This is a genomic window from Rhizobium sp. GCM10022189 (genome assembly GCF_042656325.1).
Lineage (GTDB): Bacteria > Pseudomonadota > Alphaproteobacteria > Rhizobiales > Rhizobiaceae > Rhizobium.
Genome location: NZ_JBHSOR010000049.1, coordinates 803,990 through 827,645, shown reverse-complemented (window position 1 = coordinate 827,645; position 23,656 = coordinate 803,990). Strand labels below are relative to the sequence as shown.

Here is a 23,656-nt window from a genome sequence, read left to right as displayed (position 1 = left end):
TGGCGCTTATCCCTCAAGCTCTTCGATGAGCGCCGGCAGGTCGGCCACGGTCTCGATGATGTAATCGGCACCGGCGGCGATCAGCTTCTCGCCGATCCGCCTGTGCAGGTCGGCGCGTGCCTCCGGCGACAACGCATCCAGCTCTTCGGGCGTCAGGCCCGCCTCGTTGCCGGAGAGCGTCACACCGACGGTCACGCAGCCGGCAGCGGCACCTTCGGCAATGCCGGGTTCGGTATCGTCCACCTTCAGCACGGCGCAGGCCGGATAGACCATCAGGTCGAGAAAGCACTTATACATGCCGATCGGCGTCGGCCGGCCGAGCGGCAGATCGTCGGCACAGATCAGATTGTCGGGTGTATAACCCTGTTCGGCAGCGAGCGGCAGGACCCGCTCCATGATCGAGCGCGTATAGCCGGTGGTCGAGCCGATCTTCATCCGCCGTTCGCGCAGATATTCGATGGTTTTGATCGCGCCCGGCACCAGCGTGCAATAGTCGGCCACGACGGCTTCGTTCAGCGGCACGAAAAGCTCGTAGACGCGGTCGACGGCCGCCTCGTCGGCAGCTGTCCCCTGCGCGGCCTGCCAGCGGGCGGCGATATGCGGCTCGGCCAGCATCGCTGCGATATGCGCGCGCTTGGGAAGCCCCATCGGCCTGCGGGCATCGGCGATCGTCACCTCGACGCCGACCTTGCCGAAGGTTTCCACAAAGGCGCCCATCGGTGCAAAGGAACCGAAATCGATGACTGTGCCGGCCCAGTCGAAGACCACTGCCTTGAACTGCATCATGCTGCGCTCCCGTAAAGATCTTCGATGGTCTCCTCGCCGATGCCGAAGGCGGTCGAGGCGCCGCAGCCTGCGGTGACGATGACGATGCGCAGCGCGTCGGAAGGCCTGTCGGTAAACCGCCAGCGGTCCGGGGCAGACGCATAGGTGCCGACCCAGCGCTCGGTGATGAAGCGCCCCGGAAGATTGAGCACGGCGTCCATTTCGTCGAGCGTCAGCCGGTCCACCCGTTCCAGGCCGAAAGGATCGGGCGTTTCGCAGTAGTGATGGCTGTCGCCCACGATCAGCGAGCCGTCTTCCGACTGCGTGACGATCAGATGGATGCCGTTTTCCCGTTCCGGCTTGAATTCGCGGTCGAGCCGCGCCTTCAGCGCCGTCGCTTCCGGCAGTTCGGCATAACCGAGATAGCGCCCAAGCCCGAGATCGGACATGACGGCGGTGCTGAGCGAAACGCGCTGGGCCGGGACCACACGCATCATCTGCAGCTTACAGCGGGTGACGTTGTAGGCGGCGATCCGGTCCGCAAACAGGCTCTTGAAATCGTCGCCGGGGCAGACGACCATCGTCTCCGCCTCGATCACTCCGGTCGAGGTTTCCACGCGCGGCGGCTCCACGGCGCGCACGGCTGTCGAGCGGCGGAAGTCGATGCCGTATTTGACTTCGAGATAGCGGGCGAGCAGGGGAATGGCCGTGCGGGATTCGACCCGCAATTCGTGCGGACTGTAGAGCGTGAAGCGCCCCGCCTCCGGCCGCAGGGCCGGCACGAGCCGCCGCGCTTCGTCGAGCGTCAGCCTTTCGCAGCCCTCGCCCATCTCCGTGCGCAGGAAGGCATCGATCACGGCTTCGGATTCGTCGAGCCTTGCGGCCAGCAGCAGCCCGCGCTGCAGGACGTCGATGCCGGCGTCGTCGACGATTTCGGCCCAGATATCGCGGGCCTGACGCGCCTTCTCCCAGCAGTCGCCGGCCTGCTGGCCGGTCACCGTCACAAAGCCGAAATTGCGTACCGATGCACCGTTTGCCTGCGCGTCGCGGTCAACCACGACGACCCGCTTGCCGCGCTTTGCCGCCGCCAGCGCATGCGCCAGCCCGACGATCCCCGCGCCGACGATCGCAATGTCGTAATGCGGCATGAAAGCTCCTTCGCAACATGTCTGCAACGGCTTGGCGGATTTTCTTGAAGCCCGTGTGACAGTTGCGCGCAGCCTTACATCAGCATGTGGAAAAGAACGCCGCTTCAGTCTTCCAGCGTGCCGGCCTTTCGCGCTGCCTTGCTCGGCCGGTCGGCGGCAATTTTCATCAGGTCGCCACGCCGGCGCACCAGCCGGTCGGAGATGCGCGTCAGCAGCAGCCCGTCCTGCGGCGCGCGGATGTCGATGTCGCCCTCGACAAAGCCGGGCCGGGTGACGATCGTCGCCAGAAGCTCTCCTTCCTGGACGCGTTCACCGATAGTGCGATGGAACAGCACGGTGCCGCCCTCAGGCGCGCGCAGGATCTCGACATTGTCGAGCGGCACGGCCGGCCCGGAAAAGGTGGCGGCCGCGGCGGCTTCGCCGGTGACGACGCCACGCCCGATCAGGAATTGCAGCAGGCCCCGGGCATCTTTCTCGGCCGTGCCGGAATAGACATCGCGCCATCCGCGCAGCTCCACCGTGACCGAGAGCTTGCCCGGAAGCTTCGCCTTGCGCTCGCCCGGCGCCTCGTATTTCCAGGCAAAGCCGACGGCTTCCTCGAAGGCGGAGCTCTCGCCGTCCGAAAGCAGTACCGCCTGCATGTCGAGCGCGCCGGCAAGGTCCGCCGCTTCCGGCCAGAAGGCTTCGTCGATATAGGCATATTGCAGTGATTCATCGTCGCAATGCAGGTCGAGCACCAGATCGGCGCCGAGCGCCATATGGATCAGCTCCCGCTTCAGGCGATCGGTAGCCGGATACTTATCAAGTTCGTCAACCAGCTCCGGCCGGTCGAGGACGGAGATCAGCGGAAAGTCGCGGTTGAAGTTGGTCCGCGAGCCGAGATCGAACCTGCCTTGCAGCTCACCGAAATGCGACTGCGCCGCCCCGATCGGGTTGGCCTGAGGTACGAGCGTGATGTCGCCGGCGATGCGCCCCGCGCTTTCGGCCTGCCGCAGCATCCCGCAGAGGAAATGCGCCAGTGCCGTTCCCGGCAGTTCGTTGGCGTGCAGCGCCGCCTGGATATAGACCTTGGGCGCCGCAGGATCGCTTCCCTTGAAACGGATGACCGGCAACCGCCATTCGATACCGGGCGTATCGCCTGGGATGATGATCTCTGAAACGTCCACTGTCTTGCTCCGCATTGAGGCATTGGGGTCGGAGTCTTATGCGAATCTTCGCCCGCCGCGCAAGCGCAGCTCAGGCAAGCAGCGGCCAACGGCCGACCACGTTATGCTCGCCCTTTCCGTAGACGCTGTGAATCAGCAGGAATTCCCGGACGCTCCAGCTGACCGGCCGGTCGAGCTTTTCGGGCAGAACGGTCTTGCGATCGTAAAGCAGCGTCATGTGCGGCGTCAGATGACCGCCGAGATTATAGGGCAATCCCGCCTCGCACAGGCCCTCCTGTATCTGGCGGCGAAGATCCAGCAGCGCCTCGTTTTCCTGCCTGCCGCAGATGACAAAGGCCTGCGGTTCGCCTGGATGGCGGAAGCTCATGACCTCGTCGAGCACAAGTTCGAACGGTCGTGCGCGCACCGTCGCCGCCACCTGTTCGGCGCCGAACACGATATCCTGCGGCAGCCTGCGGTAAGCGCCGATACCGTTCAGCGTGACGTGCAGCAGTTCGCGCGGTCGCGAAGGTGCAGACAGTGAATGGGCGTGGCGATAGGTCTGGGCGATCTCCAGCGCTTCGGATGCCGCCTCGCTGGTTGGCCGAAGCATGAAGAACAGCCTGTCGTGACGTTTGCCGATGGGGCCGGAATTCTCTCGGGAATCTGAACCATTCGGGTCGAGCGGAAAATGAGGCATCTGAACTACGGACTACATCGTTCGCCTCCTTGTCGTACAAGGAGGAACTTATCAGGGCCATTCGTTCCGTCAAGAACAAAACGGGAACATTTGCCGCAAAAAAATCAAAGAGAAACGGCTGCCGAAAAGCAGCCGTTTGCGAATGTCGGATGAACCAGAATGCCTCAGGCGGCGTCCTTGACCGGCTCGGCCGTCTTCTTGGGCGACTTGGCGCGCGCTGCCTTCGGCGGCACGAGGCGGAGAACGTCGTCTGCCAGCAGGCGGGCATTGTCCTGCGCCTTGTCGAGATTGCTGACGCGTCCCGGGTCCATCGTATAGAGGCTGCCGCCGGAAACGAACATGTCGCGATAGGCGGCCCGTTCGACCAGTGCGGTATCGACCACATTCACCTGCTGCATTGCCAGCAGGCCCTTGACGGCAAGCAATGCGCGCGTGGTGATGATCGAGCTGATCCGGGTAAGCACAACCGAGTGCGGAATGCGGATATCGTGCTGGGCAGCAAGCTGCTTCATGATATCGAGCACCTGTGCGCCGCCGACGGCATCCATGGCGCAGCCCTGCACCGGAACCATCACGTGATCGGAAAAGCCGATGGCCTTGGCCATGAGCGGGCTCATGCCGGCCGGCAGGTCGACGATGATGTAGCCGCCGCGCTTCTTGAGGTCCTTGATCTGCTGTTCGATCGTGTCCTCGGTGACATTGGAGATGACAGCGAATTCGGCCGCGTCACCGGTCAGCTGGCGCCAGCGCGTGGCCCATTGCTGCGGGTCTGCGTCGAGAACGGAAACGCGATGGCCACGGCGAGCCAGTTCTGTGGCAAGAACGAGGGCGACCGTCGTCTTGCCGGCCCCTCCTTTCGTATTCGCAAATGTAAGTGTTGGCATCGATTACCTCGGGTTGAAGGTTGCGGCGGTCATCCCTGGGAGAGGCGCGTCTCGGGCTTTAAGGAACAGCGGCTTTCGCAGTGATGAGACGAAAAGGTCAGGCAGCAACCTTGCGTGGCGCTGTTTTATCATGCTGTCCGAGGTTGATTTTTTCTGGGGCGATCGAAGAGGGCGCGCGCCAACCGCTGCGCGCTCGCCGTCGCGCTGCCCGAATGCTGAGCCGCCGTGGCAGCCGCTCTCGATGATATGGCCCTGGCCGCCATGCCGATGAAACAGCCGGACGGCCGGCAAAGGTCGCCCGCAGCTTGCCTTCCGTGCCTCGGACGAGCCTTGTTACGCCGGCGACACGGAGTTCGTCATGACGGTGACTTGCCCGTCACTCCCACTCGATCGTGCCGGGCGGCTTGCTCGTTACGTCATAAACGACGCGGTTGATGCCGCGGACTTCGTTGATGATGCGGGTGGCGGCGCGGCCGAGGAATTCCATGTCGTAGTGATAGAAATCCGCCGTCATGCCGTCGACCGACGTGACCGCGCGCAATGCGCAGACGAACTCGTAGGTGCGGCCGTCGCCCATGACGCCGACGGTCTGGACGGGCAGCAGCACGGCGAAAGCCTGCCAGATCGCGTCGTAGAGGCCGGCCTTGCGGATTTCGTCGAGATAGATCGCATCGGCTTCGCGCAGGATCTCGAGCTTCTCGCGGGTAATGCCGCCGGGGCAGCGGATGGCAAGGCCCGGACCCGGGAAGGGGTGGCGGCCGATGAAGCTGTCGGGCAGGCCGAGCTCCTTGCCGAGCACGCGCACTTCGTCCTTGAAGAGTTCGCGCAGCGGCTCGACGAGCTGCATCTTCATGCGCTCCGGCAGGCCGCCGACATTATGGTGCGACTTGATGGTGACGGAAGGGCCGCCGGTGAAGGAGACCGACTCGATCACGTCGGGATAGAGCGTGCCCTGGCCGAGGAAATCGGCGCCGCCGAGTTTCCTGGCCTCCTCCTCGAAGGTTTCGATGAACAGGCGGCCAATGATCTTGCGCTTGGTTTCCGGGTCGGAAACGCCTTCGAGCTCGCCGATGAAGCGATCCGAGGCATCGACGTGGATCAGGTGCAGATTGTAGTGCTCGCGGAACATGGCGACGACACCGGCCGCCTCGTCCTTGCGCATCAGGCCGTGGTCGACGAGGATGCAGGTCAGCTGGTCGCCGACGGCCTCATGGATGAGCAGGGCTGCGACCGACGAATCCACGCCGCCGGACAGCGCGCAGATGACGCGCTTGTCGCCGACCTGGCGGCGAATGTCTTCAACCGCCTTCTGACGGTAGGCCGACATCGTCCAGTCGCCCTTGATGCCGGCGATATTGTGGATGAAATTTGCAATCAGCTTGGCGCCGTCGGGCGTATGCACGACCTCGGGGTGAAACTGCACGCCGTAATATTTGCGCTTTTCGTCGGCGATGAAAGCGTAGGGCGCGTTGGAGGAGGTCGCAATAACCTCGAAGCCCTCGGGCAGTTTCGTCACCCGGTCGCCATGGCTCATCCAGACCTGATGGCGCGATCCCTTGGACCACAGGCCTTCGAAGAGAGCGCAGTCCTCGTCGACCTCAAGGAAGGCGCGGCCGAATTCGCGGTGATGGCCGCTTTCCACCATGCCGCCAAGCTGCATGCACATCGTCTGCTGGCCATAACAAATGCCGAACACCGGAAGGCCGCTGTCGAAGATGATCTGCGGCGCCCGCGGCGAGCCTTCGTCGACCGTCGAAGCCGGGCTGCCGGACAGGATCACGGCTTTCGGCTGGAGGCGCTTGAAGCCCTCTTCGGCGGACTGGAAGGGAACGATCTCGCAATAGACCCCGGCTTCACGCACGCGTCGCGCGATGAGCTGGGTCACCTGGCTGCCGAAATCGACGATGAGAACGCTGTCGGGATGTGCTGTCTGGGTCATGGCGAGCCTTTAATGAAAAGCGCCTCTTCTTGCAATGCGGGAAATCGGCCGCGGCCGGGTTTTATTGTCCCGATTGTCCCTCTTTTCAGCGCCTAGAACCAGAAAACACCGTCTTCCAGGGCGGTAAACAGGCTGTCGACGGCATAGGAAAGCTTGCGGTCGACGATATGCAGATATTCGGTCCAGCCGGAAATATGCTGCAGCTCGACTGCGCCGTCCGAAATGCCGCGAAGGCCGATCAGCGGCAGTTTATAGCCCTGGCAGGCGCGCAGCACCGCATAGGTTTCCATATCCACCATGTCGGCGGCGATACTGGCATAGGCCGCACCCGAGACCACATTGCCGCCGGTCGAAAGCGTGGCTTCGGGAATGCCGGGAATGCGCAGCGGCAGCTCCAGTTCGGCCGGCAGGCCGAGGAAGGGCGTCTTGCCTTTCTCGAAGCCGAGCGGCGAGGCGTCCATGTCGCGATAGGAGACCGACGTGACCTGATAGACCTCGGTCTGCTGCAGGCGTGCCGAACCGGCCGAACCGAGCGAGACGACGAGATCGGGCAGTTCGTCGGAAGCGTCGAGACGGGAAAGCGACTTGGTGATCGCGATTGCCGCTTCGACCGGGCCGACGCCCGTCATCAGCGGCTCGATGCGCGAACGCAGGAACGGGCCATATTCCGCCTCTGCGGCCATGACGAACAGGATGGACTTGCCTGCGACGGACTTCAGTTCGAATTTCATCCCGTAATTCCCTCTCTTCCGCGAATGACCATCATCGTTCCGGTCATGGATGCGATGAGCTTGGCCGGCCCGTCGCTGATCGCATAAGCTCGCCCGTCGGCGACGATGATGTTGGAGCCGGGCTTGGTGATCTCGCCCCTGAAGAGGAAGCGCTCGCCGCGCCCCGGCGACATGAGGTTGACCTTGAACTCGATCGTCAGGATCGAGGCTTCGGCGTCGATAACGCTGTAGGCGGCAAAACCGCAGGCCGAATCGAGCGCTGCGGAAATGATGCCCGCGTGCAAAATGCCGTGCTGCTGTGTCAGTTTGACGTCGAAGGGAAGCTCGATTTCCACCATGCCGTGCTCGACGCGCGTCAACTCCGCGCCGATGGTGTGCATGGCCGCCTGTCGTGCAAAGTTCTGGCGGATCCGCTCCCGGAAATCGCCTCTGTCGGTATCGTTCATCGCAGCCCTCTCGCGACCGCGAAAGTGGCATGGCCGGCCGGATTCGACAAGGTTGCAATCCGGCTCACGATGATTTTGTCTTCACCGCCATCAGGGCGCAATCTATTCGCGATGGACCGATTCTGCCCTGTGAGCTGCGCCGATCGTTTCGCGAACGGCCTGCAGCACTTCGTCGGCCAGCGACGGGTCCGATTTGATCACGGCGCGCGAGACGGCGAGCGCGCCGATCTGCCCAACGACGGCGGCAATCGCAAGCCGCCGCCTTTCGGGCGCTGGGACGGTATCCGAAAGCGATCCCTCGAGCGTCGCGGTCATGTCCTCGAAGGCCTTCGCGAAGCTCTCGCTGACGGCGCAGCCCTGCCGGCCGACTTCGCTTGCCGATGCGGTCATCGGGCAACCCGTCTCCACCTTGTCGCGCATGTCGGGCGAGATCAGTCCCTCGACATAGTCCTGGAATGACGGGTCACGCCCGCCGGCCCACTCTCGCGTATCGGCCATGTTGCCTTCGAACCCGTACGTGAAGGCTTCGGCCGCCAAGGCGTCCTTGGAAGGGAAATGTGCGTAGAGCGCGCCGTGGGTCAGCCCGGCCTCCCTGGCGATATCGGCCACTCCGACGCCATCGATGCCGCGCTTGCGGAACAGCCGGCTGGCCGCCTGCAGCAAGGCGCCACGGTTCTCCGCCGCCTTTTCCTTGGAAACACGCATGTCTGATCTCCGGATACGGTCATGAAAATTTTTAATTGCGCTTACAATCAAAGTCAATTAAAAGCTCGCAACGTATTAATTGCGACCGAAATTAAAAAGGAACGGAAGGACACACACCATGCGTTACAAGCTTTTTGGCAAACATACGGGCCTGCGCGTCTCCGAACTGGTGCTGGGGGCCGGTAATTTCGGCACGCGCTGGGGGCATGGCGGCGAACCCGACGAAGCCCGCCGTATCTTCGATATCTACGCGGAGGCCGGCGGCAATTTCATCGACACGGCCAATGGCTATCAGTTCGGCCAGTCGGAAGAGATCCTCGGCGATTTGCTGGCCGGAAAGCGCGATGACTTCGTGCTGGCGACGAAATTCACGATGCAGACCGATCCTGGCTCCGGCATTCTGGCAACGGGCAACAGCCGCAAGTCGATGATTTCGTCCGTGGAGGCCAGCCTGAAGCGACTGAAGACCGATCGCATCGATCTCCTTTGGGCGCATATGTCCGATGGCGTGACCCCTGTCGACGAGCTCGTTCGCGGCTTTGACGATCTCGTCCGCGCCGGCAAGATCCTCTATGCGGGCCTTTCCGATTTCCCGGCATGGCGCGTGGCCCGCGCAGCAACCATCGCCGAATTGCGCGGCGTGGCCCCCATTGCCGGTATCCAGGTCGAGCACAGCCTCGTCGAACGCTCCACCGAGCAGGAACTGCTTCCGGCGGGCCAGGCGCTCGGCCTTGGCGTCGTGGCTTGGTCGCCGCTTGGCGGCGGCATGCTGACCGGCAAATACCGGCAGGGTGAAAAGGGCCGCGCGGAGGGCCTCGGCGGACGCGTATTCCAGGCGGAAAATTCTGCGCAGCGCACCGCCATCCTCGATACCCTGATCGCCGTTGCGGCGGAGGTCGAGGCCACGCCGGCGGAAATCGCCATTGCCTGGGTCGCAGCCAAGGGGTCGCTGCCGATCATCGGGCCGCGCACCGTCGAGCAGCTTAAAAACAATCTCTCGGCTGTGAACGTGAGGCTGTCGTCCGAGCAGATTTCCCGCCTCGACACGGTAAGCGCACTCCCGCCGGTCTTCCCCTACACGCTGCTGGGCAATCCTGAAAATCGGGATGGTTTCACCGGCGGCAAGCTCGACCTGTTCGACGCTCCGGCGCAAGTCGTGGCCTGATATCCCGGCCTCTGCTCACGGGCGCGGCAGCCGGATCTGTCCGGCGCGCGCCCCTCTTGAACATGCCCTGAAACTTCTTCTGGTTAAGGCTCTGCGGGACTATGATCGATCAAACCTGAGAGCGGACGGATGAAGGCATTTTCTCCATCGATGAGCAATTACGAGACCTGGCTGGCACACGAGCTGCAGGGCGAACTCGTACAGGAGGATATTGGCGAGAAGCACCGGAAGATGCGCGAGAATTCGTTCGCCTTCCTGCGGGCCACCTACTGGCGCTGGGCGGAGATCGTCTACGAGGTCAGGCCGGAGCTTGCCGGCATGCCGCAGGTGTTGTCGATCGGCGATACCCATCTGGAGAATTTCGGCACCTGGCGGGATATCGAGGGGCGGCTCGTCTGGGGCGCCAACGATTTCGACGACGCGGCGATCATGCCCTACGGGCTGGATCTCGTCCGGCTGGTGGCCAGCGCCATCCTGGCTCTGCCGGACGACGGGACTTCCGGCAGGGCGATCGCTGAGCTCGTTCTGGCCGGATATGTGCGCGGCCTTGAGCATCCGAACCCCGTCGTGCTGGAGCGCGACCATCCCTGGCTGCGCGACAAACTGCTGCTTTCGGAAGACGAGCGGAAGGAATTCTGGAAGAAATGGGAGAGCCGCAAGCCCGGCAAAAAGCCGGCTCCCGGCCGTTTTGTCGAGGCCCTGAAAAACGCCCTGCCGAAGGGCTCGGGAAACGTAACACCCGTGCCGGTGACGAAGGGGACGGGAAGTCTCGGCCGGCCGCGTTTCGCCGCCTATGTGCCGGAGTGGCGCGGCGGCCCCGTGCTGCGTGAAGCCAAGGCGCTTGTGCCCTCGGCCTGGTCACTGGCAAGGTCAGGAGATCACGTCATCAGAACCGGTATCATCGCCGCCGGGCGGATGCGCAGCCCCGATCCCCATTTTGCGGTGGTCGGCCGCATTCTCGTTCGCAGACTTTCGCCCAACAGCCGCAAGATCGAGATCAAGACCGATGCGAAGACCCTGTTGAACGGCGCAATGCTCGAGCTGATGGGTTTCGAGATCGCCAATTGCCATTCGGATGACGCGGCAAACGCTGCGACGATCCGCAGCGATCTTCGCTCCCGCGATGAGGGTTGGCTCCATGCGGCGGCCCGGGCAGCCGCCGAAGCCACCGAACGGGAGTGGAAGACCTACCGAGCCGGCGCCGGCTGAGCGATCCGCACGATATGCTGGTCCCAGGCGACATCGCTGTGAGCCGACTGGAATTCGCCATCGTAGGATGAAACGGCAAAACCGCCGGGAGCGGGCGCAATGCCGGCCGCATCCCGAACGCTGTCCTCGCGCAGCACCTTTCCCGTTTTTGCGTCGATGGTGACGGACGCACCGCCGATCGGCGACGTGACGCCGACCAGGCCTTCCTTCCGGTTGACCGCGATTGCCCCGACATAGTTGGCAAGCCGTCGCGTCGTCTCCTCGGGCAGGTCGACGAAAGCGAGATCCTCGCCCCTCGCAAAATGGCCGATGAGCGGCGGCAGGTCCTTGCGGTGGCCTTCATACTGGCAGGCAAACCAGATGCGGCCGCTGGCATCGACATCCACATGGCGTGTCGAGACGGACGACCATTGCGGCGGCAGCGTGTGTTTTTCGATCAGCGTGCCGCTTGCCGCATCGATAAGCGCCAGTGACGGCTGCATATTGCCGAGATTAAGCTTGGTGCGGCCGAAATCCGGATGGGTCTCGATACCGCCATTGGCGACGATGAGCATGCGCCCGTCGTCGGAAACCGTCATGTCGTGCGGGCCGACGCCAAAGGTTTCGTATTCGCCGATACGTGCGAAACGGTTCGTCGCATCATAGAGGCCGATCATGCCCCTGTTATTGTCGAAATCGTTCTCGCTCGCATAGAGCAGCCGCCCGTCCGGCGAGAAGGCGCCATGGCCGTAGAAATGCCGGCCCTCCGGCGAAGTGATGACGACGGGCTCGCCCTTGTTCCAGGGATCGAAGATCATCGCGAACGTGCCGGGCCGACGGGCGAAGGCCACCGTACGGCCGGTCGCAATGCTATAGGCCATGCCATGGGCGCGGGCGGGCAGCGCCACCTGGTCGACGATCTCGCCCCGTTCTGTGACGGTCGCCACCGCAAAGGACCCGTCGGCCCTGCGGATGCCGGAAGCATAGACGGCATCGGCCCGGCCAAGGGCCAGCAGCGCCTGGGGCTTCAGAGCCGCCAGAAAGCCGATGCCGGCGGCCTTGACGAAGCCGCGCCGGTCGATGGCGCCGCTGTGCCACATCGCCTCAATCCCCGTCCGAGAAGGAGAAGCCGGCCGAAAGGCCGATGGCCGCGCCATACTGGTCGCTGATCGTGGTGATGAGGTCGCGGCTTTCGGTCAGCAGCGTATCCAGCTTGGCCTTTTCCGCATCGCTGACGGCGACTTCGATATCGGGGGTCAGCTTGGAGACGCTGTCGATGATCGTCTTCAGCTTGGTGTCGATCGAATCGGCAACCGCCTTCTTCTCGGGCGGCAACAACTCGGCCATGCCGGCCTTCTGCCAGAGCGTACGGATCCCCTCGAGGTTCGCGGCCATCGATTTCCAGGTATTCTTCGAACGCCAGTAGATCGCCATGCGCGGGCGCGCGGGCGTATCCTTGCCCTTGTAGAACTGCTCCAGCCGCTGGTCCCGGACATTCTCCGCGCCGTGGACGAGAATGCCGAGCAGCGCCGTGACGGCTTCCTTGTTGTCCATGAAATCGTCGCTCTGCGGGCCGGGATGTTTCCAGCTTGCCTGCACGCCGTCAGGCTTCTCCCAGGCGGCGACGACTTCGCCGGCCTCGCGCTGGATATTGCCGGCGACCGCCTGGCCGTAGAGGCAGCGGAAGCCGCCCTTCTGCTTGATGAGATCGTCGGAACCGTTGCCGTAAAGCACATATTCCAGCGCGGTCAGGCCCTGCAGGGCGACACTCTTGCCGGCGATGGCATCAACGGTCGCGTCCTTCGGATCGGCCTTGGCGATCAGCGCCTGAACCTGCTTGAGGCCGACGCCCTTGCGGTCGGGATAAAAGAGGATGTGCTCGAAGAGATTGTCCTGGATGACAGGGCCGGTCTGCACGATCTCGATGGTCGACCAGTAGCGGATCGTATCGTCAAAGGCGGATTTGGCGCGGTCGAGCGTCTGCTGCGTGCCCGACGCGCAGAGGTCGTTCATTGCCGTGGTCAGGCGCGCGGAAGACTGCTGCATATTGCGGTAGCCGGGGCGGATAACCTCGTCGACGGCCCGCTGCATGACGGAGGGCACGGCATCCTCGTTGAGGCCCGAAGCGGGCGGTGCTGCGCTCTGGGCGGCAGCCGATGTGGCAAAGCCGGTCAAGGCGAGGCAAAGCAGGGTGTGCCAGGGGCGCATCAGAGTGACTCCAGGAATGTAATCAGGGCCTCTCTATCGTCTTTTGACAGCGAGGAGAATGCGTTACGGGCCTTTTCAGCTTCGCCGCCATGCCAGAGGATTGCTTCGGTGAGGTTTCTGGCACGGCCGTCATGCAGGAAGAAGCTGTGTCCGCTGACAGTCCGGGTCAGTCCTATACCCCATAGCGGCGGCGTGCGCCATTCACGTCCGCTTGCAAGTCCGACCTGCTGCCCGTCGGCCAGACCGTCCCCCATGTCGTGCAGCAGGAAGTCGGAATAAGGCCAGATGAGCTGGAAGGATTGCGCCTTTTCAGCGGTGTCGCGACGGGTAACGAATTTCGGGACGTGGCAGGAGATGCAGCCGGCATCGTAGAAAAGCTGCTTGCCGCGCAGCGTGGCGGCGAAGCTTGCCTTGCGGCGCGCCGGTACGGCGAGGTTCTCCGAATAGAAGGTGACGAGATCGAGCACCGGGCCGGGCGCTTCCTCGTTGCCGAGGCGCTTCTGCACGCCATCGGGCATGGCGAGGCATTTTGCCTCAGCCGCGGTGCAGTCGCCATGTGCATCGGGCGCGTCGGGCGTCGAAATGCCGATATCGTTGGAAAAGGCGTCTGCGCTCTGGTCGCGCACCGTGGCGTTCTGCGCCTTCCAGCCGAAACGGCCGAGCGCGATCCGGCCGCTGCGGTGATCGCGCACGATCGCCGCCTTTCCGGAAATGCCGTCGTGGTCGTGATCGTCAGGGTCGGCATGGGCGAGAATATCGGCCTCCGGGATCGCCTGGATCAGCCCGAGCCCGATCATCGCGGGCGCAACCCGCGCCGAGATGGTCGTACCGGGATCGAGCGGACCGTAGGCAAGATTCCTGGCGGAATAGCTCGGCCTGCGAAGGCTCGCCGTTTCGCCGCCATTGAGCGTCACCGTCTCTTCGCTGTAGGTGACGGCAACCTTGCCCTCCGCGGCAAGCCCGGGAACGGCAAGATCCTGAAGCTGATGGCCGTAGACAGGGTCGGGGAAAGTAACGATGTCGGCGTCCGCGAGCGCCTTTTCCTCCTCGGGCGTCTTCGCCGCACGGGCCAGGCGCAGGAACATCGAAGTGGCGCTCGGTCCGCCTTCCGGCGGCTTGCCGCGGCCATCGTTGAGATGGCAGCTCATGCAGGAGCGTGCGTTGAAAAGCGGCCCAAGACCGTCCGATGCCTGCGTGGAGGACGGCGCCGAAACCCAGAGCTTGCGGAACAGCGCATTGCCGAGCCGGAAGTTCTGTTCTTCCTCGAAGGGGATATTGGCGGAGATATGCGAGAAACTGTCTTCCGTGACCGGATCGATGGAGGTCGCAGCTCCCGCCTGCATGGCCTCATAGGGCTCGGCCTTGCTGAAATCATGCGTCGGCCTGACAATGTCGGTGACGCGCTTCAGGTCGGCGTCGGAAAGATCGGTCCGTCTGGTCGCAAGATCGAATGTGCCGGCAAGGGCGACAGGAAGCCCGGCCAGCAAAGCGCAGAAGGTCGCGCTGACAAGAAGACGACGGGCCGGGTTATGCGACATTTCAAGGGTCCGGGCCGCTCCGGGTTCGGAACGGCCCGCCTTTTTGCTTATTTGAAGACGGCGTTAGGATTATCCAGGCTGTCGGAACCTTCAAGCTCGACGGTGCCGAGGTCAAGTGCCGCAATAACGCGCTGGATCGACTTCGTCTGGTCGATGAGGCCGTCGATGGCGGCCTGGACGACGGCGTTGCCTTCCTTGTTGCCCTCGCCGATCATCTGGTCGTATTTCTCGACCGTTTCGCCGCGCTTGGCCATGGCGTGCATGGCGTCCAGCGTCGCGTTGAGCTTGCCGGTCATCTCGGCATCGAGCGCCTTGTCCTTGGCGGCAACGAGATCGTGCAGCGACGGGCCGGTCATCTTGGTGCCGTCGACGCGGGTATATTCGCCCGTATAGGCGGCGGCGATGCCGATCGCGTCGTTCAGATGCGAGTTGTAGGTATTGTCGGAGAAGCAATCATGCTCTTCTTCCGGATCGTGCAGCAGCAGGCCGAGCTTCATGCGCTCGCCGGCCAGTTCGCCGTAAGAGAGCGAGCCCATGCCGGTCAGGATGGCAACGAGGCCAGCCTTCGGATCGGCCTCGACATGCTTGGTCGCTTCGCCGCCCGGCGCCCAGTCGTCGGTCATTTCCTGCAGGTCGGAAACCAGCAGCGTGGAGGCGGACTTCAGATATTCGGCGCGGCGGTCGCAATTGCCGTGCGTGCAGTTCTTCAGGTCGTAGTCGCTGGCAGGGCGTTCGCCCGCGCCCGGTCCCGTGCCATGCAGGTCCTGGCCCCAGAGCAGGAATTCGATCGCGTGGTAGCCGGTCGCGACATTGGCTTCGATGCCGCCGGCCTCGGCCAGCGTGCCCGAGAGGAATTCCGGCGTCAGCTTGGACGCATCCACGTCCTTGCCGTCGATCTTGATCGTCTTGTTGGCAATGACATTGGCGACATAGAGCGAATTCTCGTCGCTTTCCGTGCCGTAGGAGGGATCGACGTAATCGATCAGGCCTTCATCGAGCGGCCATGCGTTGACCTTGCCTTCCCAGTCGTCGACGATCGGGTTGCCGAAACGGTAGACTTCCGTCTGCTGGTAGGGAACGCGTGCCTTGATCCAGGCATCCTTTGCAGCCTGCAGCGTCGCATCGTTCGGCGTCTTCAGGAAGGCGTCGATGGCTGCGTCGAGCGCCTTGGCTGTCGTCAGCGAGTCCTCGTATTTGGCATGGGCGATTTCGGCATAGTGCTTCACGACAGCGGCTGCGTCGGTTTGCGCATGTGCGGGAAGGGCGAGCAGGGCGGCGGGGGCGATCGCCAGCGCGGCTGCGCGGAACGTGCGGTTGAGCTTCATAATCCTCTCCTGTGACGGATTTCCGTCTGAATCCGGCAACCGTCTCTTCGCGCAAAAGCAAACTGGTGTCAAACACTCTAGTTTGGAATGGTTTTAAGGATGGATTTCCAAGATCAACCCTGCCGTTTAAACGGCGTTTGCCCGTAGATTCAGGATGAGCGGCTGCGTTATTTACTCGCACCGCCTGCCGCGGCGCAAGAACACTGTATAGTTCAGCCGTTCCTCTTGAGGCGGCAGAAGAAGAAGCCGTCCGTATCCGTCGAGGCCGGCGTCAGCGTGATCGTCTTGCCATCGGAGGAACGCGGGCGCGCCCCCTCTTTGCCGAACAGGCTGTCCCAGGCGGGCAGGGCGCTGACGATCTCGAAATCGCTATTGCCGGCAGCAAAGCGCCGCACCTGTTCCTCGTTCTCCTGCGGCAGCACGGAGCAGGTGACGTAGATCAGTTCGCCGCCGGGGCGCACGAAGCGGCTTGCCTGCTTCAGCGCATCCTGCTGCTGGGCCGTGCGCTCGTCGAGGTTCTTGGCGGTCAGCCGCCATTTCGTGTCGGGCCGGCGGCGCCATGTGCCGGTGCCGGTGCAGGGCGCATCGACCAGAACCTTGTCGCAGCGGTCGCGCAGGTTCGACAAGCCCCTGGCATCGTCATGGACCTGGACGTTGCGCGTGCCGGCGCGCTTCAGCCGCTCGATGATCGGCGCAAGCCGTTTGCGATCGGCGTCAAAGGCGTGAACCTGGCCCTTGTTGTGCATGGCGGCAGCCATGGCGAGTGTCTTGCCACCGCCGCCGGCACAGTAATCCAGCACCTGCTCGCCGTCCTTCGGCAGCACGAGGTCGGCAACAATCTGCGACCCCTCGTCCTGAACTTCGAACCAGCCCTTCTGGAACGAAAGCTCGGCCGTGACGTTGGGAAGGCGCGAGGCACCTTCGCCGGCGGGAATCCGGATGCCGTAGCGTGCGATTTTCGCCTCGTTCGCGCCTGCGCGTTCGAGCGCCTTGACGGCCTTTTCGCGGGTGGCCTTCAGGATGTTGGCGCGCAGGTCGAGCGTCGGACGCCCGGCAAGCGCCTGCGCCTCGGAAAGCCAGTTTTCGCCGAAAGCCTGTTCGAAGGAGGATTGCACCCATTCCGGAATATCGCCCTGCACATGCAGGGGTGCATCGGAGAGAGAGCGGCTTGAGAACGCTGCGAGCGCTTCGGCCGAAAGCGGCGTCGGCGCAAACTTGTCGTCGGCAAGTTCCGCAGCCAGCGATTGGGGTGTGAAGCCCCACTGGCGGAACATGACGGCATGGGCGATGGCGACGGCGCTGTCGTCGTCCATGAGATAGGCATGGGAGAGCCGCATGCGCAGCGCGTCGTAGACGATGTTGCCGATTGCCGCCCGGTCGCCGGAACCGGCGAAGCGGTGGGCAAGGCCCCAGTCCTTCAGCGCATCGGCGACAGGCCTTTTGCGGGTATCGATATCAGCCAGAACCGAAATCGCCCCTTCGAGGCGGCCGCCCAAACGCATTCAAACTTCTCCTGTTGCCTTGGCTGGTGAGCGATCCGCACAAAACGAGCCCCCAGAAGCCTGGCTGGCCGGGCGGATTGTTCACAAGTCTCAACCGCGTGGTACCCGCGATTGACGGCAAGAGCAAGCGCCGCATCCGGCGCAGCGATTTCGCCGAAGACGTGGCCTCAGCTGACGACTTCGTAGCAGACCTTCGCAGTGCCCGAGGACACCATGCCGATATTCTGCGCGGCAGCGCGCGACAGATCCAGCACGCGACCGCGGATAAACGGACCGCGATCGTTGATGCGGACGACGACGCTGCGGCCGTTGTTGCGGTTGGTGACCTTCACCTTGGTGCCGAATGCCAGAGAGCGGTGTGCGGCAGTATAGATGGCCGGGTTCATGCGTTCCCCGGAAGCAGTTTTGGAGCGAAGTGCGTACCACGAAGCACCGCCACATCCGTTAGCAGCAAAGCCTTCCGCCGGCAGGGTGAAAGAACAGGCTGAAATCGCTGCGACAGTGATTAGAGAACGGCAGATTTTCCTCAAAACGGATTGTCCCTCAACTATTGAACTCACGCCTTTGCGGGCGGCGGGGCTTAAATCCGGCCAAAAGTGGCGAAAAAGTGCCGAGAGAGATCACGGAATGTTACGGAGTGTAATATTTGTGATTCCGATAACATTGCGGTAGCAGGACACCGCTCTGCTGATATGTGGAAAAAACATAATGAAATCAGCTAAAATCAGAACGATTTTTTCGGGAAAACGGTAAGCATTTGATGGCCGTTTCAGATCACAAAAATTTTTTGCTCCACCTGCCATATTTGACGCCATATTTGCGCAAATTTAGAGGCCGTTAACCATAATGCGGAGCGAAAATCGGCTCGCGAAAATTAGAAAGTAGGAATTTTCTACTCTTTACGGGTTATAGCCTTCCCACCCGGACGGAGGGGTTTGTTCAACCCTTCCAGCGGCCGTTTTGCCAGAGTTGCGCGAGCGACATCGGGTAGTTGGGGAAGGCGAAACGGAAGCCCGCGGCCTTCAGTTTGGCATTCGAAACCCGCTTGTTTTCGCCATAGAAGGAACGGGCCATCGGTGTCATCTCGGCCGTCTCGAAGGCCTGTTCCGGCGGGGGCTCCACACCCATCAGCCGGGCCGCTTCGACGATGACGTCCTGCGGCGGACCGGGCTGATCGTCGGTGACGTTATAGATGCCGCCAAGCCCGTGTTCCGACAGGAAGCGCGCCGACGCGCCGATATCCTCCACGCGGATGCGGTTGAAGACCTGGTCCTTCTTGATGATGCGCCGCGCCGTCCCGCGATCCAGATTGACGAAGGCGTTACGCCCCGGACCGTAAATGCCGGAGAGACGCAATATGGCGGTCGGCACGCCGCGCGCGGCCCCCAGTGCCAGCCAGCCCTCCTCGGCTTCCAGCCGCTCCTTCGAGCGGCCGGAGACGGGCACGCAGGGCGTCTCTTCCGTCACCGAAGCGCCCTTGTGATCGCCATAGACGCCGACCGTCGAGAGATAGCCGATCCATTGCAGCTTTGGCAGAAGCGCCGCGCCATCCTGGCCAAGCAGCGCCAGCAGCGGATCGGCGTCGCGCGGCGCGATCGACTGTACGAGATGGGTGACATCCGCCATGGCTGCCCGCAGCCGATCGCTCAAGGTCGCGCCATCGAAGAGGAAGGCGTCGATCCCGGCTTTCCGCAATTCTTCGGCTTTCTCCTCGGAGCGCGTCGTGCCGGAAATGCGCGCGCCACGCTCGCCGAACGCCCTGGCGATGGCGCTACCGGAATAACCGCAGCCAAAGATCATCACATGCATCACCGAACTCCCGTCAATCGCCATTCCTTCAGGACGTCTTCGTCCGACTCACGTTCCCTTTGTGCGGCAAAGGCTTCGAATTCGCCAGCCTCCATGAGCCGCGACAGCGCCCAGACCGCCATGCCGCGAACGACGGGCGAGGCATCGGCCGCAAGCAGGCGACATCGCTCTATGAGGTTCCGTTCGCCGGAATTGCCGGCGGCGATCAGCACGTTGCGGATGAAGCGGTCCCGGCCGATCCGCTTGACCGGCGAGCCGCTGAAGAAGGTCCGGAAGGTCGGATCGTCGAGCGTCAGAAGGAAGGCGATGGAGGGCTCCTTCAGGTCCTCACGCGCCTTCAGCTTCATTTCCGAGGCTTCGCTTGCGAACTTGTTCCACGGGCAGGCGGCAAGGCAATCGTCGCAGCCATAGATGCGGTTGCCGATCAGTGGCCGGAATTCGGGATCGATCGGCCCCTTGTGCTCGATGGTCAGATAGGAAATGCAGCGGCGCGCATCGATTTGATAGGGTGCCGGAAAGGCAGCGGTCGGGCAGGCGTCGAGGCACGCCCGGCAGGAGCCGCAATGATCCGTCTCCGGCATGTCCATATTGAGATCGGCAGTCGTGAACATCGAGCCGAGGAACAGCCAGGAACCGTGCTCGCGGCTCAGGAGATTGGTATGTTTGCCCTGCCAGCCGAGGCCGGCCGCTGCTGCAAGCGGCTTTTCCATGACCGGTGCGGTATCGACGAAGACCTTCACATCGGCGCCCGCCCTGGCGGCGAAACGTGTGGCGATCTCCTTCAGCCTGCCCTTGATGAGATCGTGATAGTCGCGGTTGCGGGCATAGACGGAAATCGCCGCCTTGTCCTTCTTGTCGAGAATGCCGCGCGGATCTTCGTCCGGCCCGTAATTGAGGCCGAAGACGACGATGGAGCGCACGTCGCTCCAGAGCGTTCGCGGATCGCCGCGCCGCTCGCGCGTCTCCGCCATCCATTCCATCGTGCCGTGCCGGCCGGCATCGATGAACTGGCCGAGCCGTTCCCTGGCTTCCGGAATCGCATCCGGACGGGTGATGCGGCAGAGATCGAAACCGAGCGCGCGCGATTCCGCCTTCAGGAAGCCGGTCAAATTGTCGCGGCGCTTGCGCTCCTTCATATCGTCGGTTTTCGTGTCGGGCATGAAAAGCCCTCGTCAGAAATCCAGATCGGCGTAATGGGAAACCGGCGTCAGGCCGCGCACACGCTCGGTCAGGAGCGGGCGGAACGAGGGACGCGATTTCAGCCGCTGGTACCAGTCCTTGGCGAGCGGCGATTCCGACCAGTCGATTTCGCCGAGATAGTCGAGGATCGAGATGGAGGCAGCCGCCGCAAGGTCGGCGTAGCTCATCCGCTCGCCGGCAAGCCACTGGCGCGAACCGGCCAGCCAGGTGAGGTAACGCATATGCTGGCGGATATTGGCGCGCGCCGTGCGCAATATCTTGGAATCCGGCGCGCCGCCGCCCTGATCCGCCGTCATCTGCAGCTTGTAGACGCGTTCGCGCGCCAAGGGCTTGGTGACGTCGTTTTCCATCTTCTGCATGAACCATTCCGTCAGGCGGCGGATCTCCGCCCGCTGGAAGGGGTCTTCGGCAAGCAGCCGGCGGTCACGCTTCAAGACGCCGTGCGTCTCGTCGAGATATTCGGAAATGACGGTTGCACCGCAGAGCGCCCGCATGCTGTCGTCGACATAGACCGGCAGCGTGCCGGCCGGATTGAGCGCCAGGAAGTCGCGGCGCTTCTCCCAGGTCTGTTCCTCGATCAGTTCCGCCTGATAGCCGTATTCCGCCAGGATGAGCCTGACGAAGCGGGATGCGGACGACATGGGATGATGATAAAGCGTGGGCATCGATACTCGGTGTGTTGATTGCTGTGCATGGGCTTAAGGGCGCGCCACTTATACCGCCCTAGTCATGACTCATGAGTTGAAGCTATAGGAGCTTGGCCCCGCCAATACAAGCGAATCGGGCCACACTGCCTGACAAGGGACAAAACATGGCTGCCTGAATCATCGCAACCCCCGCTCGCCTTTTCTTGCCTCCCGCACTGGCGAATGATGATTGTGCAGTGCAATATAAGCCTGAACGCCTTTCAGTCCGACCGAACCCCAAACCGGAGACACTTTATGGACTACGTAAGCTCTATAATTCTGGGCATAATAGAAGGGATTACCGAGTTCCTGCCGATTTCGAGTACCGGCCACCTCATTATTGCCGAGCAATGGCTCGGTGCGCGTAGCGACACGTTCAACATCGTCATCCAGGCCGGCGCCATCCTGGCCGTCACGATCATTTACTGGCGTCGCCTGCTCGATCTGTTGCTCGGCTGGCGCGATCCGCAGAACCGCGATTATGCCTTCAAGCTGATCGTCGCCTTTCTGATCACGGCGATCCTTGGCCTTGTCGTCAAGAAGCTCGGGTTCGAACTGCCTGAAAACGCCACGCCTGTCGCCTGGGCGCTTATCATCGGCGGCTTCTGGATGATCTTTGCCGAATGGGCCGCTGCCCGCCGCCCGCCGAGCGCGCATATTACCTGGCTCGTCGCCATTCTGGTGGGGATTGCCCAGGTCGTTGCCGGCGTCTTTCCGGGAACCTCCCGCTCCGGCGCCACCATCTTCGTCGCCATGCTGGCCGGCACGGGCAACCGCGCTGCCGCAACCGAATTCGCCTTCCTCGTCGGCATTCCGACCATGTATGCGGCCAGCGCCTTTTCGCTTTTGGAGACCTTCAAGGACGGCGGCGCGGCAAACGAGGACTGGACTGCCCTCGGCATTGCCTTCGTCGTTTCCACGATTGTCGCTTTCGTCGCTGTCAAATGGCTGCTCGCCTATATCAGGAGCAACCGTTTCACGGTGTTTGCGATCTATCGCATCATCCTGGGTGTTGTTCTGCTCGGCATGGCAATGGCCGGCATGATTGCCTGAATCGGCGTCCCCCGCGAGCGATCGCATATGCGCCGCCCGCACCGGGATAAAAACCAAAGCCGGTTCGAAGGAACCGGCTTTGCTGTTAATGGGTAATGGAAGCTGTCGAGCAGGGATCGACGCCGTAAGCCGGCGAGCAACCGCCCTTCACCGCTGCGACGGAGCCCGGCGCAATGAAGGAGCCTGCGAGGATTACCAGTGCCGCACACGCAAAAAGAAGCGCGATTGACTTACCCATCAGAAATAGCCTTTCACAGTGATTGCCGCACGCCTGCGAGGCGCTTTGAGTCTGTCTGAAGACGCGCGGGGGTGTTTAGTCAGTGGAATGGCAAATAGCAATAAACGTTCCTGCTAAATTTGATGTTAATTCCACTAAATTTCCTATGCGTCTTTTATGCAACGTCTCACAATATGAAACGGGTCATAACACGCCAGGCTTGCGCCAGATTTGCACCTGATGGAACAAGAAAACGCCGCCCGCGAAGTGTCGCGAGCGGCGCTTGAACTGTCGGCTATCGATTGTCAGGCAGCCTTGCCGGAGCCGGTATACTGGCCGTGCGGGCGGTATTGCACGAGATAGGAGTCGAGCACCGACGTCGCCATGGTGGGCGTGATGCCAAGGCCCTTGAGTGTGCGGCCCTCGGCTTCGGCTTCCCTCGAAACGACGTTGTCCTGCTTCAGGAGCTTGACCTGATCCGGGGTGATCGGCGGCGTGACGAACGGTACGAGCGAGGCGATGCTGCCGATCAGCGATGCGATGCCGAAGGGCAGCGAAACGAGCGGATTCTTGCGGGCCGTGACCTTCAGCATGGTCTCGAGACATTCGCGGAAGGTCAGGACTTCGGGGCCGCCGAGTTCGTAGATCTTGCCCGTTTCGACCTTGCCGTCCACGGCCCGCGCAACGGCCTCGGCGATGTCTTCGACATAGACCGGCTGAAACTTCGTCTTGCCGCCGCCGACGAGCGGCAGGATCGGGAACATGCGCGCCATGTCGGCGAACTTGTTGAAGAAACTGTCTTCCGGACCGAAGACGACGGACGGGCGGAAGATCACCGCGTCCGGCTTGATCGACAGGATGGCGGCTTCCGCGCGGCCCTTGGTGCGGCCATAGCTGGACGGCGAGCTGGAATTTGCGCCGATGGCGGAGAGGTGGGTCAGCGTTGCGCCGGCGTTGCGGGCAGCTTCGGCCACTGCGCGGCCGCCGAATTCCTGCACGGCGTCGAACGTGTTGCGGCCGCTCTCGAAGAGGATGCCGACGCAGTTGATGACGTGGTCCGAACCTTCGACGGCGCGGTCGATGGAGTTGCGGTAGCGCAGGTTCGCCTGGACAAACGAGATCTGGCCGACATTGCCGAGCGGCTGCAGAAAGCCGGCGAGATCGGGGCGGCGCACCGCAACGCGGATGCGATAACCGCGCTTGGCGAGCACCCGCACGACATGTCTGCCGATGAAGCCGGACCCTCCGAACACGGTGACGAGCGGGGGCAGGTTGGCAAGGGTCATGGCAGGCTCCTCGAAA

At 62.8% G+C, this 23,656-nt stretch carries 23 protein-coding genes; 3 read left to right on the top strand and 20 right to left on the bottom strand.

Annotated features, from left to right (window positions below):
• Positions 1–6 precede the first annotated feature (6 nt).
• The 9 genes from phnX to ACFPWW_RS25115 all read right to left on the bottom strand — a co-directional run bounded on the left by phnX (position 7) and on the right by ACFPWW_RS25115 (position 8,463).
• Positions 7–786 carry a phosphonoacetaldehyde hydrolase gene (gene phnX, locus ACFPWW_RS25155; RefSeq protein ID WP_377313701.1) on the bottom strand — a complete coding sequence of 260 codons (780 nt, stop codon included), beginning with the start codon at positions 784–786 and terminating at the stop codon, positions 7–9.
• The gene (locus ACFPWW_RS25150; protein WP_377313699.1) at positions 783–1,913 is read right to left on the bottom strand and encodes a TIGR03364 family FAD-dependent oxidoreductase; all 1,131 of its coding nucleotides are present in this window, start codon (positions 1,911–1,913) and stop codon (positions 783–785) included. Before ACFPWW_RS25150 ends, phnX begins: the two co-directional genes overlap by 4 nt.
• A 104-nt stretch (positions 1,914–2,017) precedes the next feature.
• Complete coding sequence (locus tag ACFPWW_RS25145) at positions 2,018–3,079, bottom strand: succinylglutamate desuccinylase/aspartoacylase family protein (protein ID WP_377313697.1); 1,062 nt, start codon at positions 3,077–3,079, stop codon at positions 2,018–2,020.
• Between the two features lie 70 nt (positions 3,080–3,149).
• Positions 3,150–3,671 (bottom strand): 2'-5' RNA ligase family protein, encoded by a 522-nt coding sequence (locus tag ACFPWW_RS25140; protein WP_377313695.1) that lies wholly within the window; start codon positions 3,669–3,671, stop codon positions 3,150–3,152.
• 251 nt (positions 3,672–3,922) lie between these two features.
• Positions 3,923–4,642: an AAA family ATPase gene (locus ACFPWW_RS25135; RefSeq protein ID WP_377313693.1), complete on the bottom strand. Its 720-nt coding sequence runs from the start codon at positions 4,640–4,642 to the stop codon at positions 3,923–3,925.
• Between the two features lie 376 nt (positions 4,643–5,018).
• A complete protein-coding gene (gene guaA, locus ACFPWW_RS25130; RefSeq protein WP_112565190.1) occupies positions 5,019–6,581 on the bottom strand; it encodes a glutamine-hydrolyzing GMP synthase in 1,563 nt (520 codons plus the stop codon).
• 92 nt (positions 6,582–6,673) lie between these two features.
• A complete protein-coding gene (locus ACFPWW_RS25125) occupies positions 6,674–7,312 on the bottom strand; it encodes a 5'-methylthioadenosine/S-adenosylhomocysteine nucleosidase (protein WP_377313691.1) in 639 nt (212 codons plus the stop codon).
• Positions 7,309–7,758: a PaaI family thioesterase gene (locus ACFPWW_RS25120; protein WP_112565194.1), complete on the bottom strand. Its 450-nt coding sequence runs from the start codon at positions 7,756–7,758 to the stop codon at positions 7,309–7,311. The genes ACFPWW_RS25125 and ACFPWW_RS25120 overlap by 4 nt, the downstream gene beginning before the upstream one ends.
• A gap of 102 nt (positions 7,759–7,860) precedes the next feature.
• On the bottom strand, positions 7,861–8,463 hold the full coding sequence (locus ACFPWW_RS25115; protein WP_377313689.1) for a TetR/AcrR family transcriptional regulator: 603 nt from the start codon (positions 8,461–8,463) through the stop codon (positions 7,861–7,863).
• A gap of 118 nt (positions 8,464–8,581) precedes the next feature.
• Here ACFPWW_RS25115 and ACFPWW_RS25110 point away from each other — a divergent pair, with 118 nt between their 5' ends.
• Positions 8,582–9,628, top strand: a complete 1,047-nt coding sequence (locus ACFPWW_RS25110; RefSeq protein WP_377313687.1) for an aldo/keto reductase — start codon at positions 8,582–8,584, stop codon at positions 9,626–9,628.
• A gap of 129 nt (positions 9,629–9,757) precedes the next feature.
• Entirely contained in the window at positions 9,758–10,837 is a 1,080-nt protein-coding gene (locus ACFPWW_RS25105; RefSeq protein ID WP_377313685.1) for a DUF2252 family protein, read from the top strand.
• On the opposite strand, the gene ACFPWW_RS25100 is transcribed toward ACFPWW_RS25105, so the two are convergent.
• The 9 genes from ACFPWW_RS25100 to ACFPWW_RS25060 form a co-directional block, all read right to left on the bottom strand.
• Positions 10,816–11,916 (bottom strand): DUF1513 domain-containing protein, encoded by a 1,101-nt coding sequence (locus tag ACFPWW_RS25100; protein ID WP_377313683.1) that lies wholly within the window; start codon positions 11,914–11,916, stop codon positions 10,816–10,818. The two genes, ACFPWW_RS25105 and ACFPWW_RS25100, sit on opposite strands and share 22 nt — an antisense overlap.
• A gap of 4 nt (positions 11,917–11,920) precedes the next feature.
• The gene (locus ACFPWW_RS25095) at positions 11,921–13,024 is read right to left on the bottom strand and encodes an imelysin family protein (protein WP_377313681.1); all 1,104 of its coding nucleotides are present in this window, start codon (positions 13,022–13,024) and stop codon (positions 11,921–11,923) included.
• Positions 13,024–14,562, bottom strand: a complete 1,539-nt coding sequence (locus tag ACFPWW_RS25090; RefSeq protein ID WP_377313679.1) for a di-heme oxidoredictase family protein — start codon at positions 14,560–14,562, stop codon at positions 13,024–13,026. The genes ACFPWW_RS25095 and ACFPWW_RS25090 overlap by 1 nt, the downstream gene beginning before the upstream one ends.
• A gap of 47 nt (positions 14,563–14,609) precedes the next feature.
• On the bottom strand, positions 14,610–15,887 hold the full coding sequence (locus ACFPWW_RS25085) for an imelysin family protein (RefSeq protein WP_112565207.1): 1,278 nt from the start codon (positions 15,885–15,887) through the stop codon (positions 14,610–14,612).
• Between the two features lie 212 nt (positions 15,888–16,099).
• A complete protein-coding gene (locus tag ACFPWW_RS25080) occupies positions 16,100–17,389 on the bottom strand; it encodes an RsmB/NOP family class I SAM-dependent RNA methyltransferase (RefSeq protein WP_377313677.1) in 1,290 nt (429 codons plus the stop codon).
• A 167-nt stretch (positions 17,390–17,556) separates the two neighbouring features.
• A complete protein-coding gene (locus tag ACFPWW_RS25075) occupies positions 17,557–17,919 on the bottom strand; it encodes a septal ring lytic transglycosylase RlpA family protein (RefSeq protein WP_112565211.1) in 363 nt (120 codons plus the stop codon).
• Positions 17,920–18,328: 409 nt separating this feature from the next.
• Complete coding sequence (locus ACFPWW_RS25070) at positions 18,329–19,198, bottom strand: SDR family oxidoreductase (RefSeq protein WP_112565213.1); 870 nt, start codon at positions 19,196–19,198, stop codon at positions 18,329–18,331.
• On the bottom strand, positions 19,198–20,358 hold the full coding sequence (gene queG, locus ACFPWW_RS25065) for a tRNA epoxyqueuosine(34) reductase QueG (protein WP_112565215.1): 1,161 nt from the start codon (positions 20,356–20,358) through the stop codon (positions 19,198–19,200). The genes ACFPWW_RS25070 and queG overlap by 1 nt, the downstream gene beginning before the upstream one ends.
• Positions 20,359–20,370: 12 nt before the next feature.
• Complete coding sequence (locus ACFPWW_RS25060) at positions 20,371–21,063, bottom strand: glutathione S-transferase family protein (RefSeq protein WP_112565217.1); 693 nt, start codon at positions 21,061–21,063, stop codon at positions 20,371–20,373.
• A 276-nt stretch (positions 21,064–21,339) separates the two neighbouring features.
• On the opposite strand from ACFPWW_RS25060, the gene ACFPWW_RS25055 reads away from it, so the two are divergent.
• Positions 21,340–22,137 carry an undecaprenyl-diphosphate phosphatase gene (locus ACFPWW_RS25055; RefSeq protein ID WP_112565219.1) on the top strand — a complete coding sequence of 266 codons (798 nt, stop codon included), beginning with the start codon at positions 21,340–21,342 and terminating at the stop codon, positions 22,135–22,137.
• An 85-nt stretch (positions 22,138–22,222) separates the two neighbouring features.
• Here the strand turns inward: ACFPWW_RS25055 and ACFPWW_RS25050 are convergent, their stop codons facing one another.
• Positions 22,223–22,375 (bottom strand): hypothetical protein, encoded by a 153-nt coding sequence (locus ACFPWW_RS25050; protein WP_165911864.1) that lies wholly within the window; start codon positions 22,373–22,375, stop codon positions 22,223–22,225.
• A 284-nt stretch (positions 22,376–22,659) separates the two neighbouring features.
• On the bottom strand, positions 22,660–23,640 hold the full coding sequence (locus ACFPWW_RS25045; protein ID WP_112754014.1) for a complex I NDUFA9 subunit family protein: 981 nt from the start codon (positions 23,638–23,640) through the stop codon (positions 22,660–22,662).
• Between the last annotated feature and the right edge of the window lie 16 nt (positions 23,641–23,656).